General features: G+C 39.1%; 16 protein-coding genes and 1 pseudogene. 14 read left to right on the forward strand and 3 right to left on the reverse strand.

Features of this window, described 5'->3' with window-relative positions; all coding sequences use genetic code 11:
* The first annotated feature begins 9 nt into the window (after positions 1 to 9).
* From ligA to ISX45_RS17455, 5 genes are all read left to right on the forward strand, one after another.
* Positions 10 to 2,016: an NAD-dependent DNA ligase LigA gene (gene ligA, locus ISX45_RS17435; protein WP_194519507.1), complete on the forward strand. Its 2,007-nt coding sequence runs from the start codon at positions 10 to 12 to the stop codon at positions 2,014 to 2,016.
* A gap of 15 nt (positions 2,017 to 2,031) precedes the next feature.
* Complete coding sequence (locus tag ISX45_RS17440) at positions 2,032 to 3,195, forward strand: CamS family sex pheromone protein (RefSeq protein WP_181557510.1); 1,164 nt, start codon at positions 2,032 to 2,034, stop codon at positions 3,193 to 3,195.
* A 111-nt stretch (positions 3,196 to 3,306) separates the two neighbouring features.
* Positions 3,307 to 4,854, forward strand: a complete 1,548-nt coding sequence (gene pruA / locus ISX45_RS17445) for an L-glutamate gamma-semialdehyde dehydrogenase (protein ID WP_194519508.1) — start codon at positions 3,307 to 3,309, stop codon at positions 4,852 to 4,854.
* Positions 4,855 to 5,120: 266 nt separating this feature from the next.
* Positions 5,121 to 5,372, forward strand: coding sequence for a hypothetical protein (locus ISX45_RS17450; RefSeq protein WP_228485576.1), 252 nt, complete (start codon positions 5,121 to 5,123; stop codon positions 5,370 to 5,372).
* Positions 5,365 to 5,628: a hypothetical protein gene (locus ISX45_RS17455; protein ID WP_181557512.1), complete on the forward strand. Its 264-nt coding sequence runs from the start codon at positions 5,365 to 5,367 to the stop codon at positions 5,626 to 5,628. Before ISX45_RS17450 ends, ISX45_RS17455 begins: the two co-directional genes overlap by 8 nt.
* A gap of 330 nt (positions 5,629 to 5,958) precedes the next feature.
* Here ISX45_RS17455 and ISX45_RS17460 read toward each other — a convergent pair whose 3' ends face one another.
* The 3 genes from ISX45_RS17460 to ISX45_RS19760 all read right to left on the reverse strand — a co-directional run bounded on the left by ISX45_RS17460 (position 5,959) and on the right by ISX45_RS19760 (position 6,977).
* Positions 5,959 to 6,342, reverse strand: coding sequence for an IS630 family transposase (locus ISX45_RS17460; RefSeq protein WP_194519509.1), 384 nt, complete (start codon positions 6,340 to 6,342; stop codon positions 5,959 to 5,961).
* Positions 6,343 to 6,517: 175 nt separating this feature from the next.
* The gene (locus tag ISX45_RS19755) at positions 6,518 to 6,721 is read right to left on the reverse strand and encodes a helix-turn-helix domain-containing protein (RefSeq protein WP_228485729.1); all 204 of its coding nucleotides are present in this window, start codon (positions 6,719 to 6,721) and stop codon (positions 6,518 to 6,520) included.
* A 10-nt stretch (positions 6,722 to 6,731) separates the two neighbouring features.
* Positions 6,732 to 6,977 carry a hypothetical protein gene (locus tag ISX45_RS19760; protein WP_228485578.1) on the reverse strand — a complete coding sequence of 82 codons (246 nt, stop codon included), beginning with the start codon at positions 6,975 to 6,977 and terminating at the stop codon, positions 6,732 to 6,734.
* Positions 6,978 to 7,277: 300 nt separating this feature from the next.
* On the opposite strand from ISX45_RS19760, the gene ISX45_RS17470 reads away from it, so the two are divergent.
* The 9 genes and pseudogenes from ISX45_RS17470 (at position 7,278) to ISX45_RS17510 (ending at position 16,058) form a co-directional block, all read left to right on the forward strand.
* Positions 7,278 to 7,667, forward strand: a complete 390-nt coding sequence (locus tag ISX45_RS17470; protein ID WP_194519510.1) for a hypothetical protein — start codon at positions 7,278 to 7,280, stop codon at positions 7,665 to 7,667.
* Positions 7,668 to 7,739: 72 nt separating this feature from the next.
* Complete coding sequence (locus ISX45_RS17475; RefSeq protein WP_181557463.1) at positions 7,740 to 8,504, forward strand: hypothetical protein; 765 nt, start codon at positions 7,740 to 7,742, stop codon at positions 8,502 to 8,504.
* 774 nt (positions 8,505 to 9,278) lie between these two features.
* Complete coding sequence (locus tag ISX45_RS17480) at positions 9,279 to 10,076, forward strand: hypothetical protein (RefSeq protein ID WP_194519511.1); 798 nt, start codon at positions 9,279 to 9,281, stop codon at positions 10,074 to 10,076.
* Between the two features lie 11 nt (positions 10,077 to 10,087).
* Positions 10,088 to 10,774, forward strand: a complete 687-nt coding sequence (locus tag ISX45_RS17485; protein ID WP_181557464.1) for an ABC transporter ATP-binding protein — start codon at positions 10,088 to 10,090, stop codon at positions 10,772 to 10,774.
* Between the two features lie 107 nt (positions 10,775 to 10,881).
* Positions 10,882 to 11,759, forward strand: a pseudogene (locus tag ISX45_RS17490) (IS982 family transposase).
* A 22-nt stretch (positions 11,760 to 11,781) separates the two neighbouring features.
* Positions 11,782 to 12,165, forward strand: coding sequence for a hypothetical protein (locus tag ISX45_RS17495; RefSeq protein ID WP_194519512.1), 384 nt, complete (start codon positions 11,782 to 11,784; stop codon positions 12,163 to 12,165).
* Between the two features lie 404 nt (positions 12,166 to 12,569).
* A complete protein-coding gene (locus ISX45_RS17500) occupies positions 12,570 to 13,343 on the forward strand; it encodes a MerR family transcriptional regulator (protein WP_194519513.1) in 774 nt (257 codons plus the stop codon).
* Entirely contained in the window at positions 13,327 to 15,078 is a 1,752-nt protein-coding gene (locus tag ISX45_RS17505) for an ABC transporter ATP-binding protein (RefSeq protein ID WP_194519514.1), read from the forward strand. The genes ISX45_RS17500 and ISX45_RS17505 overlap by 17 nt, the downstream gene beginning before the upstream one ends.
* Positions 15,079 to 15,533: 455 nt before the next feature.
* Entirely contained in the window at positions 15,534 to 16,058 is a 525-nt protein-coding gene (locus tag ISX45_RS17510) for a HEAT repeat domain-containing protein (RefSeq protein WP_194519515.1), read from the forward strand.
* The last annotated feature ends 416 nt before the right edge of the window (positions 16,059 to 16,474 follow it).

Here is a 16,474-nt window from a genome sequence, read left to right on the forward strand (position 1 = left end):
GAACCGAGAATGGATCGACAGGCTGCGATCGCGCGTATCGAAGAACTTCGACAGCTTTTAAACAAGTACAATTATGAATATTATGTGCTTGACAATCCATCTGTACCAGACGCGGAATATGATCGGCTCATGCAAGAGCTCATCGCGCTCGAAGAACAATATCCAGAACTGAAAACAAAAGATTCGCCGTCCCAACGTGTAGGTGGACAAGCGCTAGAAGCATTTCAAAAAGTAGAGCATCGCACACCGATGCTTAGCCTGGCCAATGCGTTCAACGAAGGGGATCTGCGCGATTTTGACCGCCGTGTGCGTCAAGAAGTCGGCGAGAATGTGGCGTATGTTTGCGAGCTGAAAATAGACGGGCTCGCCGTGTCTCTCCGCTATGAAGATGGATACTTTGTTCAGGGTGCGACGCGCGGCGATGGCGTGATCGGCGAAGATATTACTGAAAATTTAAAGACGATTCGCTCTTTGCCGCTTCGTTTACATGAACCTGTCACGCTGGAAGCGCGCGGTGAGGCGTACATGCCAAAAAAATCGTTCGAGCGATTGAATGAACAGCGTCGTGAGCGGGGCGAGGAACTATTTGCGAACCCTCGCAATGCTGCTGCTGGTTCATTGCGGCAGCTAGACCCGAAAATTGCTGCCTCACGTCATTTAGACTTATTTGTATACGGTCTTGCCAATGCCGAGGAATTAGGGATTGATTCTCATAGTGCCGCCCTTGATTATTTACAGCAGTTAGGGTTTAAAACGAATCCGGCGCGCCGCAAATGCGCCAATATGGACGAAGTTATTCAATTTATTCATGAGTGGCAGGAAAAGCGGCCGCAATTGTCTTACGAAATCGATGGCATTGTTATTAAAGTCGATTCATTTGAACAGCAAGAGCAGCTCGGTACAACGGCGAAAAGCCCGCGTTGGGCGATCGCGTATAAGTTTCCGGCAGAAGAGGTAGTGACAAAGCTCATCGGTATTGAATTAAGCGTAGGGCGTACGGGAGTGGTGACTCCAACCGCCATTTTAGAGCCGGTACGAGTCGCAGGAACAACAGTGCAGCGTGCTTCTCTTCATAATGAGGATTTAATTCGCGCGAAAGATATTATGATCGGTGACTACGTGGTAGTAAAAAAAGCGGGGGATATTATTCCGGAAGTGGTGAACGTATTACCGGAGCGCCGTACGGGAGAAGAAGTAGCGTTTTCGATGCCGACACATTGCCCGGAATGTGAAAGTGAACTCGTTCGTTTAGATGGTGAGGTCGCATTGCGCTGCATCAATCCAAAATGCCCAGCGCAAATTCGCGAAGGATTGATTCACTTTGTGTCACGTCAAGCGATGAACATCGAAGGGCTCGGTGAGAAAGTCATTGCCCAGCTATTTCGTGAGGGGCTTGTCCATGATGTGGCCGATTTGTACACGTTGACGAAAGAGCAGTTGATGAACTTAGAGAGAATGGGAGAAAAATCAGCGACGAATTTATTAAATGCAATTGAGGCATCGAAACAAAATTCGCTCGAACGTCTGTTGTTTGGGCTCGGCATTCGTCATGTAGGAGCGAAAGCGGCAAAAGTGTTAGCCGAGCATTTTGAAACAATGGACCGCCTCCAAACTGCAACGAAGGAAGAATTGATGACCATTCACGAGATTGGTGAAAAAATGGCCGATTCGATAGTCGCCTATTTTGGCAAACCAGAAGTCCATCAACTATTAAACGAGCTTCTTTCCTATGGAGTGAACATGACATATAAAGGTCCGAAAACGGTAAAAGCGACAGACGTTGACTCTTATTTTGCGGGCAAAACAGTAGTGTTAACCGGAAAACTCGAAACATTATCCCGCAATGAAGCAAAAGAAAAAATTGAGCAGCTTGGTGGAAAAGTAACGGGCAGTGTTAGTAAAAATACGGATTTAGTGATTGCTGGTACCGATGCAGGATCAAAATTAACAAAAGCGCAGCAACTCGACATTGAAATTTGGGATGAAGCGCGCTTTCTCCAAGAAATTGAGCAGTAAGTGGGTGTGAAGAATATGAAAAAACTTGCGATGATGTTTGTTGCGCTCCTTCTTTTTCTCTCCGCGTGTGCACCAAAATTGGGAGAGGAAGAAGTTGTGCAAGAAAAAAATAACAAACAGCAAAAAGCTGTCATTCCGAAGTACAACATTTCCGACTCGTATTATCGAATGATTTTGCCATTTAAACCGTCAGGGGCTCGCGGACAAGTGGTAGAAAACTTAAATACGCGTCTAGATGTCGATGAATTTGAAACAGGATTAATGCGCTTAGCTCAAGATCGGTTTTCTCCAAAAGATTACTTATTTCAAGAAGGCCAATATTTACACAAAAAAACGGTGGAAAGTTGGTTGCGAAGAAAGCTGACAAAAGCGCAGCTAAAAGAAGAAGGATTGAAAGAGTCCGAGAACGTTGGGCTTAACCCAATGATCAGCGATAAAGGAACGAATGAGGAAAAAAACACAAAAAGTCCGATTTATTTAGCGAGTATTTTGGAACATGACTATTTAGTTAAAACGGATAACGGCAAGGTGCAATTAGGCGGCGTTGTCTTAGGGCTTGCGTTGAATTCCGTTCATTATTATGAGACGGAACAAGGATACCCGCGCGAGGTCGAAATTAAAGACGAGATCATTGAGCGAGAAGGAAAGCGAATTGCTGCGGAAGTGCTTTCACGTGTCCGCAATATAAAAGGGTTAAAAGACGTGCCAATTACGATCGCCCTGTTTAAACAAGCTCCGAAAACGTCCATTATTCCGGGTCATTTTTTTGCGGTGGCAAATGTTGATCAAGGAAGTTCTAGGATCGATGACTGGGAAAAGATTAACGAAGAATATTATTTATTCCCATCCGATGAAGCACAGAAAAATCATCGCGAAGATGTGATGAAGTTTTTAAACTTTAAGTCGGATATTGAGGAGTTTTTCCCGAATTATACAGGTGTCATTGGCAAAGCTCTATATCGTGATGATCAGTTACAACAACTGACGATTGATATTTCGATGCAATTTTATGGAAAAGCTGAAGTCATCGGATTTACTCAGTACGTAACAGGACTTGTCATGGAACAATTCCCAGACTATATTACGGTAAACGTCTATATTTCATCCGTAGGAGGACCGGAAAGCATCATTGTTCGTCAGGCAAAATCCGATCAGCCGTTTGTTCATATTTATCAATAGCCTATATACTTGCTAAAATTTTGAAAAAATTGAATAACGCTCTGCGATCCGTTAGAATGATATTGTGGGTTGTAAACGCTTTTCTCAATTTCGACAAAGGGGGAGTAAACAATGGTACAACCTTATAAACACGAGCCATTTACTGATTTCACGGTAGAAGCCAATAAAAAGGCATTCGAAGAAGCGTTAAGAAAGGTCGAAGCAGAGCTTGGGAAAGACTATGATTTAGTCATCGGTGGAGAGCGCGTTTCCACAGAGGATAAAATTGTTTCCATTAACCCAGCTAATAAAAATGAAGTAATTGGCCGCGTTTCAAAAGCGAATAGAGACCTCGCTGAAAAAGCGATGAAAGTCGCTGATGAAGCGTTCAAATGGTGGAGTAAAACAAAACCAGAAATGCGCGCTGATATCTTGTTCCGTGCTGCTGCGATTGTTCGTCGTCGTAAGCACGAGTTTTCCGCATTGCTTGTCAAAGAAGCAGGAAAACCATGGAAAGAAGCAGACGCTGATACGGCAGAGGCAATCGACTTTATGGAATATTATGGACGTCAAATGCTGAAATTAAAAGACGGTATTCCAGTTGAAAGCCGACCAAACGAATTTAACCGTTTCTTCTACATTCCACTTGGCGTTGGCGTTGTTATTTCGCCTTGGAACTTCCCGTTCGCGATCATGGCAGGGACAACGGTTGCTGCGCTTGTAACGGGTAACACAGTTCTTTTAAAACCAGCTAGTGCTACACCGGTTATTGCTTATAAGTTTGTAGAAGTTCTTGAAGAAGCTGGCCTTCCAGCAGGCGTATTAAACTACATTCCAGGAAGCGGCGCTGAAGTTGGCGACTACTTAGTCGATCATCCTCGCACTCGTTTCATCAGCTTCACTGGTTCTCGAGATGTTGGTATCCGTATTTACGAGCGAGCAGCGAAAGTACATCCGGGACAAATCTGGTTAAAACGTGTCATCGCGGAAATGGGCGGTAAAGATACAATCGTTGTGGACAAGGATGCTGACCTTGAATTAGCGGCACAATCAATCGTTGCGTCTGCATTTGGTTTCTCAGGTCAAAAATGTTCTGCATGCTCACGCGTTGTTGTGCTTGAAGAAGTGTATGATCAAGTGCTCAACCGCGTTGTTGAATTAACAAAACAATTAACAGTCGGAAACCCAGCCGAACAAAGCACATTCATGGGACCGGTCATTGACCAATCTGCTTACAACAAAATTATGGAATACATTGAAATTGGTAAACAAGAAGGCAAGTTAATGACAGGCGGCGAAGGAGATGATTCCAAAGGCTTCTTCATCCAACCGACCGTATTTGCGGATGTCGATCCTCAAGCTCGCATCATGCAAGAAGAAATTTTTGGTCCGGTTGTTGCTTTCACAAAAGCAAAAGATTTCGATCATGCGCTTGAAATCGCCAATAATACAGAATACGGCTTAACAGGCGCGGTCATCTCTAGAAACCGCTTCAACATCGAAAAAGCGCGTGAAGAATTCCATGTCGGCAACCTTTACTTTAACCGCGGCTGCACAGGCGCAATCGTCGGCTACCAACCATTCGGCGGCTTCAACATGTCTGGTACCGACTCGAAAGCAGGCGGCCCTGACTACTTACTCCTTCACATGCAAGCAAAAACAACTTCAGAAATGTTTTAATAAATAAGACCTCTCTGCATAGGTAACGGGTTTACTTCAGAGGTGCAAACAATCAAATAACAACCGAAAACGCACTGAGAATTCACATCAGAATTCACAGTGCGTTTTTTGTTGGTATAATAGCTTTTGTCATAAATAAATTATATTTTCACATAGAAATTCGCATAAAAATTCGCTAATAATATGGAAATAATTATTGTGGTATATGTGAATTCGTTGCGATTTCGGCTGTGAATTGCTATGTAAAATAGAAAGGGCGGGATTTTATGAAAAAAATGAAGTTTATCAAACCAAGGAATAAGCAAGCTTTAAGGGTTTATTGGAAATTTTATGGAAGAACTCATTATATTGTGAAGTATTATGCGGAATATACTGAGCATACCGAAGAGGAAGTTGTTGACGAATTTCTAACGAATATCTTGTTAGATGAGAACTTTCTTGAATGGATTAAAAACAAGCGTTACAACAAAAGAATTATGAACCGAATTTTTAACTCGGGGGAAACAAGTATTGGCTAAATTAAAAAGGCTAGCTCGCTTAAATGACGGAATTGTAAATATTGTTGAACCCGTTACAGAAGAAGAGTTACTAGATAGACAACTTCATTATCCTTTAATGAAACTTCAACAATTTTCCAGAAAGTTCAGCTCTCCATATAGACCTGTTGAGTTTGACTTTGAGGGTCAATTGAAAACTATTGAAAATACAATCATTGTACCAATCCATTTTGTGATTGGTTCGGCAAACCTCAAAAGAAATACGAGCCAAAGGTAAACCAAGTCAATACAAACTCAGCAGTAAGGGAAAAACAAGAGGAAATGCTCTGATTTGTAACCCTGCCCCAGAAAAGCCGCCTAAATACAAATCACACAAATGTACAGTAACACTTGTATCAAACTGGTCTGTTGCAGAAGAGATTAAACGGTTAGCTACGATGGACCGAGTAAAAGATATATCGCCTGAGTATCAATTTCATAAAGATGGTTGTACGAATGAAGAGATAACCTCGTTTGAACAACCAAAAGGATTTTATCGTCGTGGAAAAAGTACAGGATCTTCTCAAAAGTGGCAATGTAAAACTTGTAGGAAGATTACTATATAGATTCAGATTAATTTTCCGACATAACTACCTGTCATAACTACCTGTCCGATGCGTTGAAGCACTTTTTCTGGAAATTGAGCGAGGTGTTCCAAGAACGAAACAATCGATTCTCTCAACTCCTTTCGAGTGGGATGAAACCGATTGGCAATCACACTCTCTTTAAGCCACCCCCAAATTCGTTCAACTAAGTTTAAATTCGGCGAATACGGGGGTAAGAATACCAAAGTGAGCTGTTCTTCGTGCTCATGCAAAAAAGGCTGAAGAACTTTGGCATGATGAATTTTTGCGTTATCTAAGACCATCACGACATGTTTATTTGGATAATGAGTTAATGTATATTGAAGAAATTGCAGAAAAGCCTGTGCATGACATTGATCCGCTTCCATACAGAGAAATTCGCTGACCGCCGAATAAGCTCGCTGTCGCGTGGTGTCCATATGTAGGGATTTGTTTTTGACTCCCTTTGACACTCCATGTGGTACGAAGAGCTTGGTAGTCCCGAATATGACTTTTATCTTCATAGATTATGACCGTGTTATCGGACAAGTTTTTTTATCAGTTTCATTTCCTGTTGAAACTCTTTTTGTTTTTGAGGATTCGCATAGGGCGTGTATAGCGAAATCCCCAGCGATGGAGCATATCGCAAATACCGCCACGGGACATAGTGACCGAAAATTTCTCTTCTAATACGTGTTGAATGATTCGTGTATTCCAGCATGTTTCGATGCCATATCCTTCATCGGCAAGCGTACTTTCTTCCAGCATCTTTCTCAATTCACATTCTTCGTCTGGAGACAGATACGGCCTTTCTACCGGGAGCATAATGGCGTTCTAGTAGCGCATCCATGCCAGCTTGGTTAAACTTTTGAACGTAAATCGAAACGATTTCACGGTGGATGTTTAAGAGTTCAGCGGCTTGGACTTCTAAGTAGCATTGTCTCATGAGACGAGTTACGACCGTTTGCCTTTTTCCTTTTGCACTCCTGTCTTTGGCGACGTTCAATGGTCCAACCGTGGTCATTCGTAATTTGGAATCCTAATTCATCCGCTCCTTTGCTTAACCTGTTTAGAAGCAGCATCGACAAGAACAGGCATTGATCAGAATTTCAAACTGAATTGATATAGATGTTGCGCTTTCTTTTACTTTATAAAAAATAATAAGTTACAAATTGTGATTCATTAATCCATTGAACAACATTTCGACTATTTTTGTATTTTTTTATTTTTTTTGGAAAAAAAGAAGGAATTTTTTAATAATATGTCAAATTATATAAACTGCGCGCGCAAATTTAATTTTATTTTGAAGTAGGGGGGCATTAAAATGAAGAAAAAATTTCTCACATCACTTACTATTTGTGGACTAGTTGTAGCAGCAGCTACGGGGGTACAAGCTGCTAGACAAATAGGTTCGTACGACACTAATGTTCCGGTTATTGAAGATTTTGAATCAGGTTCCTTAAAAAAAGATAATACTTCATCTGCTGTTAATAACGTTGAAAAAGTTGACGGTGGCCTTGTGTCGTGGATTGAAAATAGTTCAGGCGGCAACATTACTACTAAAGTAAGCTATAGTACACCTTCTCGATATCTATTAGATTATAGCTCCGCTAGTTCCTATGTTGGGAAATCCGTACATCTTAATATTTCAACTCAAACAAATGTTTGGAATTCTGTTTCTACAAAAGGAACATGGAGCCCAGATGAAAGATAATTGAATCAAAGCAAACATAAGTACCTTATTTTATGGTACTTATGTTTGCTTTAAAGGAAAGGATTAGACACTATGAAGAATGGATATTTTGCAATCGAGTTAAAAAGGGCGTTTTTTTCAAGAAACACTTTAATTAGTCAACTATTAATTTTTGCATGTATATTTATAGGCTCTTTTGAGTTTATTTTTCATCAGTACCCAGGTGTAAACGCCATTTATTTATTTATGTACTCACATAGTGAGGGAACGTCAGCAATATTAAGTTTATTATTTCCCGTGTTAGTTTCTTTACCATTTGCTGCTTCTTATGTAACGGATGTTCGCACTGGCTTAATCAACTATATATCTTATAGAATGAGCAGAAAAAAATATTTGCTGATTCGACTGCTGGTAAACGGACTAGTAAGTGGCTATGTGATTGCATCAAGCCTGCTTGTATCGTTTATCATCTTTTTACTGATAAAAAAATTTGATGTGTCGGTTGTAGATACTCTAAATATAATTGTCTTGCGCGGAGTATACGAGTATTCACCGGTTTTATTTGTTTTGATCATGATTTTGAATAGTTTTGTTTGCGGGGTAGTTTTTTCTACTTTAGCGCTTGGCATATCTACATTTATTAATAATCATTATTTAACCATTGTTTTTCCCTTTGCCTTTTATATCATTTCTGGAACTTTGTTATTTCAAATCAACAAATTCTTGAATTCTGCTATGTTATTTGATTTAGAGTATTATCCTGATTTAAAGATTTCATACGTCGTACTTTACGATTTGATATTACTAATCATAGGAGTTGCATTATTTTTTATAGGAGCTGCCAAACATGCGGAGTAATTTGAGCATTAGATTGCTTAATATTCTTTATAGTGGTAAGTTTGTTTATACGATTCTATTGTTCCTCATTATAATTAGTCTATTTCGTTTTCATTCTTTTTTAATGTATAAAGAGGAAAAAAATGTTTTCGATTTATTATTATTTTCATTTCATGATTTTTTCCATGTATTCTTTCTCTTATCATTAATTTATTTAATTAGTATCTTTCCTTTCACCACTTTTCGTTCGTTTGATCAGTACGCAATGATTAAATTCGCCAGCCGCGCCAAATGGTTTTACACTTCTGTTATCAGTATTGGCATTGCAACCTTATTATTTGTTTTAGCGTCGGCTTTCATTTGCATCCTTGAATCATTGTTGACATTGAAATTTGAAAACAGGTGGAGTGAATATGGGGCGGCCGTATATGATTTCTTATTAAAATATAACGATATAAAGCCATCGACGTTGGTGTTATTTAGTCTACTCCTCGTTTATTTATTTTTTCTAACATTGGGAATCACTTTTTTTGTTGCTAACTTAATCGTCCAAAATAATGTAATTAGCTTTATCATCACACTCGGCTTTAATGTTATTAGCATCGTTATATATTTAAGTAAAATCACTTTCTTTTATCCGTTTACATTCACTTATCATGTTTTAGTAGGAAAAATGGGGAGCTCATTTTATAGTCACTTTGTCCAGTCCATAATCTATTGGGGAATGGTTTTGACCCTATTATTTTTTATAGGAATATCGCGGGTGAAAAAGATGGACTTTAGTTGGAGGCAATCATGAAATATTTACGTCTTTTAAGGTATTTTCTTCGTACTTTGTTGTATAAAAGAAATATGATAATCATCCTTTTAACTTTTGTGGTTTTTCATTTTGTGTCATTCAATTTTTATAATTTGCAAAATGCTGGACCTGCCTCTCTTTTAATAACATTTTACTATGGACCTTCTTATTTTAATTTCGATTTGTTAAGATGGTTGCTACATCAAACGCCGATATATGTTTTATGTGGGAATTTTTTAAACAAACAACTTAATGAAAACAACCTTTGGATACTTCCAAGAGTAGGTAATTTTTCTTTATGGTTAAATGGGATGATTTCAGCTAATTTTATATTTATCATTATTTATTATTCGATAGGTTATTCCATTTCAATACTATTATCATACCTAATAAATGGCGGAAAAAGCATAAGTGCTAGTTTAGATTATATTCCTTTTTTGAAAACCTATACTCCCCTAAAACTAATGTTATTTCAATTTGTTTTACTTATCTTGTTGACTTTTTTTGTTGTTTTAATTAGTAATGTGGTTTCAATATTTGTTAACAATTCAATAGTAGGTTTTAGTATTTCAATTATTTTTATTTTCATATCAGTAGGTTTAATACAAAGTTCACCATATGTGAATAAATGGCTGCCATTTTCACAGGGCGTTCTTGTAGGTAGAAACTTAGAGATCTCTCCGTTTGGGTGGTCATTGATTTACTATTTCATTGTAATTTTTGTGATAATTATGCTCTTTCATTATATATGCTATAAACGTATTGACAATATATTACATAATAATACGCTATAAGGTGGGATATTATGAATGGCCATAATGACAGTGCAGTAAAAATTGTAAATCTTAGTAAGGAGATAAAGGGTCATAAGATTTTAAAAGATATTCATTTAGAAATTAGCAGGGGGAAAATTTGCGGAATCGTGGGTAGGAATGGATCAGGAAAAACCATGCTATTTAAAGTTATAGCCGGACTTATAAGACCCACCTCAGGCATTATTGAAATATTTGGTAACCCAATAACTTCTGGTAAATTCCCTAAAAACATAGGATTGCTATTAGATAAAAATGGCCTACTACCTCATTATTCAGGTCTTGAAAATTTGAAACTATTAGCTTCAATTAATAATATTATTTCACTGGAGGAAATCAAAAAAACCTTGGAAATCGTAGGATTAGATCCTGAAGATAAAAGACCTACAAAATATTATTCTTTAGGGATGAAACAACGACTGGGTATAGCTCAAGCGATTATGGAAAAACCAAGTCTTCTTATTTTAGATGAGCCAATGAATGGACTGGATGAGGACGGTGTAGCAGACATAAGAAATTTAATAAAAAATTTAAAAAGGCAAAATGTAACGATTCTCTTATCTAGTCATAACTCAGAAGACATCAACCTTCTTTGTGATGAGGTTTATAAAATGGACAAGGGATGTTTAAGCGCTTTTAATAATTTAAATGAAAACAACCTTCAAAAATCACCTAAATAAAGAAAACCCGTGGTGCTAGATAAAGACCACGAGACATAAAAACAGCCCTTGCATGGAAGATCCCTTTAAAATGAAAGTGCCAACCTACATTTCAAAGGAGAATCATCATGCAAGAGCATTTTCATTTTACAACAAACAAAGCGAAAATCCAAAAACAATATAACGCCATTTTATCGATCGTATTACACAGTTGTCTTATACCGAACCATATTTGAAGAGACGCAATCGGCACTTGTTGAAGCAAACCGGTGATGTGATCATTGCGATTCATGTGCTTGGAAAGTTATTCGGCTTTACATCGGAACGGGCATGGCATCGCTTTGTCGTTGGAAACTTATTAATGGGAAAGTCGTTCCCTGAACCTTCTCGATACAATCGTCGATGCCGTTCTTTATGTTGGGCCATCAAATGGATTCGACATCGACTGGCTAAATGTGGACAATATCACGCGTATGCGGTCGTGGACAGTCTACCAATTGAGTTGTGTCACTATGCACGCGTTTCACGGGTCAAACGATTCCGAGATGTGGCGGATATTGGATATTGCGCTTCCAAGAAGATGTTCTTTTATGGATTTAAGTTACACATCCAGATTACGGACCAGTCGCTTCCTATGGGATATGTGGTCACGGTTGCTTCGTATCATGAGCGAATCGTGACAGAAGAAGTCATGACTCAACATCCACATCCTTATACGTTAGGGGATAAAGGATACGTCAGTCGACCATTACAAAAGAAGCTTCATCATGAATACGGAATTGCTTTTTGGACACCGTCCCGCAAGAATCAACAGGCTTCTTACTCTAAAGAATGGGAGCAATGGATGTGTCGAAAAAGAAAAATCGCGGAAACCACCTTTTCGGTCCTTGTGGATGTGTTTTGTCTCACTTCGATCCGTACTAACAGCGTCCAAGGGTTTGAAACTGCATTAGACGGTATTTTATTGGCTTACACGCTTGTTGCTCTTGAGCTAGTTGAACAGTAGAGTTCAACTAGCACCAAGGGTTTTGTACAATCCGCTAACATATCCAAAAGGTAATATTGCAGAATATGATAATTATTCTTTTGCAACTTTTAAAAAGCCTATGGTAATGCAAGTGGTTAAATGGGATAACGGTGGTAAACAAAGCTTTTATAATTATGTGACAGATGAGAGAGAGATAAAAAATTTGTTAGAACGATTTGATAATGCCAATAAACTTGAAGACTATAACAGTGAACGATATTTGGCAGAAATACCTTTTGATGAAAGAGGAGCAGAATATAACATTATATTTAGACAGGTAGAGCGATGGGATGAAAACAACGTTGCTCGTGGTAGAATTCTCATTTTACTTTTTATGAGAGTAATGATGTTTTTGAAGTCTCTGGTGTTCATTTTTATGAATTAAAGGAAAGTTTTAAAGAGGATATTTTAAACGCTTTATCGGATGAAGGAAAGTGGTTAACTAATTAAAGTTACTTATTATGCTTTAGTTTAAAAAAGAGTATCATTAAAAACGACAAGCTTGGGAAATTCCCCAAGCTCTTTTTGTGCGAATGGTACTGTGAATTCATTTGTTATTTAATTTGTGATTTACAGAAAGAAACACTTTGCTTTTTATCATTTTGCACCTCACAAGTAAACCTGTTATGCATAAACAGGGAGTTTTTTTGTGTATTGGTAAGCTTTCTTGAATTTTTCAGTTGCTTGTTGTAATTACGTAGATTTGAAAAAATGGTAACAACTGAAACATTTTTATTGATCCTAACGTTACGTGAAGATTTATGATCGTGTCAGAAGGGGGTGAGAACGATGAAAAAGGTATATCCAATCGGCGAGTTTGCGAAAAAAACGGGCCAAACAATACGAACGCTTCACTATTATGACGAAATAGGGATTTTGAAGCCGTCGCATGTATCGAGTTCTGGACGCCGATTTTACAGTGAAGATGAGATCATTACATTACAAAAGATTGTGGCCTTGAAGTTTCTTGGCTTTTCCCTTGACGAAATTAAACGTTTTATGCAAGAAGAGAAATGGGACTTAAAAGAATCACTTGCTTTTCAAAAGAGGCTTTTGCTGCAAAAGCGTGAACATATTGACCGCATCATAAAGGCAGTGACGCATGCCCAGCACCTTGCCGAAGAACAAGAGAAGATGGATCCGGATATATTTAGTTTGCTTATTAACTCCATCCAAATGGAGAATCAACAGAAAGAATGGCTGAAACAATTTATGCCGGATGAAGTAGTGGAAAAAATATTTGATATTAGCGAAGAAAAACAGTTGGAATATGAGAAGAAGCTGCTTGGAATTTTCGAAAAGCTGAAAGAATACTATGGAAAAGATCCGAGTGATAATGCTGTGCAATCGTTAATTGAAGAACTTTTCTCTATTGCCAAAGACGTTGCAAAAGAAGTTTTTGGTGAATATTTATCACTATTTCATTTGAAAGAGGATGAATTCGCTGAAGAGCCTATGCTGTTCCTATCTCCTTTTTCCAAAGAAGAAGAGGAATGGGTGGCAAAAGCGGTGGAAATATTTTTAGAGAAAGAAGGAGTAGATTTAAGTGAAGAAGAATCATAGTATACCGATAGACAATTGGAAAACCTTCTGGGAGTTAATCAAGAACACGAATCCACCAAAATGGATTTTTGTCACTGCTATTACTCTTAGTTTGATTGAGACAGGAGTTGGACTCATTGTACCATGGTTTACTAAAGATCTTGTTGACCGGATCGCTGCATCTGCGATAGAACCATCTATTATTATTTTACTTGCTGCTTCGTTTATTGTGCAAACGATCGCTTCCGGCTTTTCGTACTATTTCCTCACCTATATTGGAGAATATGTGGTGGCGGCGATTCGTAAAAAGCTTTGGAATCAAGTTTTATTATTGCCTGTTCCTTTTTTCGATAAGCACCAATCTGGAGAAACGATGAGCCGAATTACTCAAGACACAAACACGTTAAAAACGTTGATCACCCAACATTTAGTTACGTTTCTGACTGGATTCATTTCGGTTGGAGGGGCTGTTAGTATTCTCCTTATTATCGACTGGAAAATGACTATTATGATGGTGACGGCTGTTCCAATTTCGCTCCTCATACTCTGGCCGCTTGGGCAAAAAATGTACCAAGTTTCAAAAGCTACCCAGGATGAAATGGCCAGTTTTTCAGCGAACCTTGGCAGAGTGTTATCCGATATTCGTCTTGTAAAAGCTTATTGTGCAGAGAAAGAGGAACAAAAAAACGGGGAACAAGGAATTTTTCATTTATTTCAATTCGGTCTAAAAGAAGCGAGAATACAGGCTGTCATTTCCCCTTTTATGACATTTGTGATGATGCTCGTTTTAGTCATTTTAATCGGTTATGGCGGCGTTCGTGTAGCCTCAGGCACACTTTCATCCGGCTCTCTTGTCGCTATCATTATTTACATGGTTCAAATCGTTGTTCCTTTTAGTCAGATGGCTGTATTTTTCACCTCATTTCAAAAGGCAATGGGCGCAACAGAACGAATCCAAAGTATTTTATCCTTAGAGAAAGAACCAAGTGACAGCTTGCCTGCGGTGCAAAACCATGAGCAAGACATCCATTTTCGAAATGTTTCCTTTTCTTATAAAAAAGGAGAGCCTGTGCTCAAACAAGTAACGCTCACTATTCCTTCGGGAAAAACAACGGCTATTGTTGGTCCGAGCGGCGGCGGAAAAACGACATTGTTTGCTTTGTTAGAGAGATTTTACACACCCGATGAAGGAGAAATATTGCTTGGGGAAACCAATATTGAAGATTTTCACTTACATTCATGGCGCAGTCAAATCAGTTATGTCTCTCAAGAAAGCCCAATGATGTCAGGCACGATACGCGACAATATTTGTTATGGGCTAAATAGAGACGTGTCCGATGAAGAAATAGAACGAGCAGCCAAACTGGCAAATGCAGCGGAATTTATCGATCGGCTTCCAAAAGGATATTTGACGGAAGTGGGGGAACGGGGAATCAAATTATCAGGCGGACAGCGGCAGAGAATCGCCATTGCCCGCGCACTTATACGCAATCCAAAAATTCTTCTCCTTGATGAAGCAACCTCAAACCTAGACAGTTCATCGGAAGTTCTTGTTCAAAAGGCCCTGCAGCGGCTAATGGAAGGAAGAACAACACTTGTCATTGCTCATCGGCTCTCAACTGTTATCGACGCAGACCAAATCGTTGTATTAGAGAATGGGACTATCACTGGGGTCGGAACACATAGCGAATTGCTGCAAACCCATCCGCTCTACAGAGAATTGTCCGAACAACAACTACAAACAATATCGGAATAGACACAAAATAAAATTCTTTTTGGGGCCGTTGCCGTCTGGAGAGGATTGCTTCGATTTGGTATTTGGCTGTTGTCAGCTCTGATGGCAAACTTGGCAAATCTGTTACTGAAGGGCATTTCAAATTTCGATTTTCTCAGGGTGTTGTACGGTTTACCCGTCCTTTTTGCCCTTTCCTTGTGGCAGGTAGGAGCTTCCTGCACCCGTGGACATAAACTCCGTTCTAAATTGCTCTTTTGGTTTTCGCTGATTGGGTGGCACCAAGTGGTACGGAAGTGAAAGACTATGTCAACGGCAAGGAATATACAGGAGACCCGTCGAATATAATCTTAGATGCTCATGAGGAATTTGTCTTGCAAATTGGTCCTTCCTGGATAACCCCTCCTAGTTCCTATAAGTTTTCACCGAACTTCTAAGAAGCTAGATGAAAATGATTAAAAAGAAAGGAATGTGAAAATATGGATCCAAAAGATTTGATGAAAAAAGAAACAAACGCTCTCACCTCTTACGTGCAAACGTTGGGAAAAAGGGAGTCGATGTGGGAGGCCGCTAAAGCGCTCATCAAACAGGGAGATGCGTCAGTGCCTGCATTAGTCGAAGGGTTAAGGGACCCTGATCACAATGTACGGTCAATTTCTGCTGTTGTGCTCGGGGAACTTGGGCCTGTTGCGTCGCAAGCGGTCCCTGAGCTTATTCAATTCTTGAAAGATGGCAATCAGGAGGCACGCATGTCCGCTGCCTTGTCCCTGATGAGGATCGGTCCAGCTGCGGAGGAAGCACTTGAACAGTGCCTAAAAAATGAGGATAAGGAGGTACAGTTTTGGGCAGCTTGGGCGTTAGTCATGAACAATCCGACCAAGCTACATGCTCTCCCGATCTTGCAAGAAGGATGGAACAACAGCAACGACAAATATAAACATCTGGCGGCGGCGGAAGCTTTGTTCAAAGCGATGAATCGCAAGATGGACGAACTAAAAGAATAAATTTGGGATGGAATAGAAAGTGGAATTTACTTTAAACATTCAACTTCTCAATCATAAAAACGTATTCCTTCTTGTAAACGTATGAAATGAAGGCACAAGCGGTTGAAAGAAGTGAAAAGATATTTGTGCGGAAAAACTGGAAAGCATCAATACTGAGATAATGTCTCCAGTCATAACGACTGGTTTTTTATTTGGACTTAAATCATATAATGATATCATTTTGGGACCATATTGAGAAAGGAGAAAAACGGATGAGGAAAGTTATGCTTGCTGATGGCAGAAAAATGGGGACTAGCTATTAAGTTATGCGATTGTTTATTATGAAAATCGAACAAAAAGGTGAGGTTATCTAAAGAGTTTTCCTGCTCATCAAGATATTGCCTATTCGATTCCGGGACTTGTGATTGTCGCGGTGA

Origin of the sequence: Thermaerobacillus caldiproteolyticus (genome assembly GCF_015326725.1) — a bacterium.
In the GTDB taxonomy this organism is placed as follows: Bacteria; Bacillota; Bacilli; order Bacillales; family Anoxybacillaceae; genus Thermaerobacillus; species Thermaerobacillus caldiproteolyticus.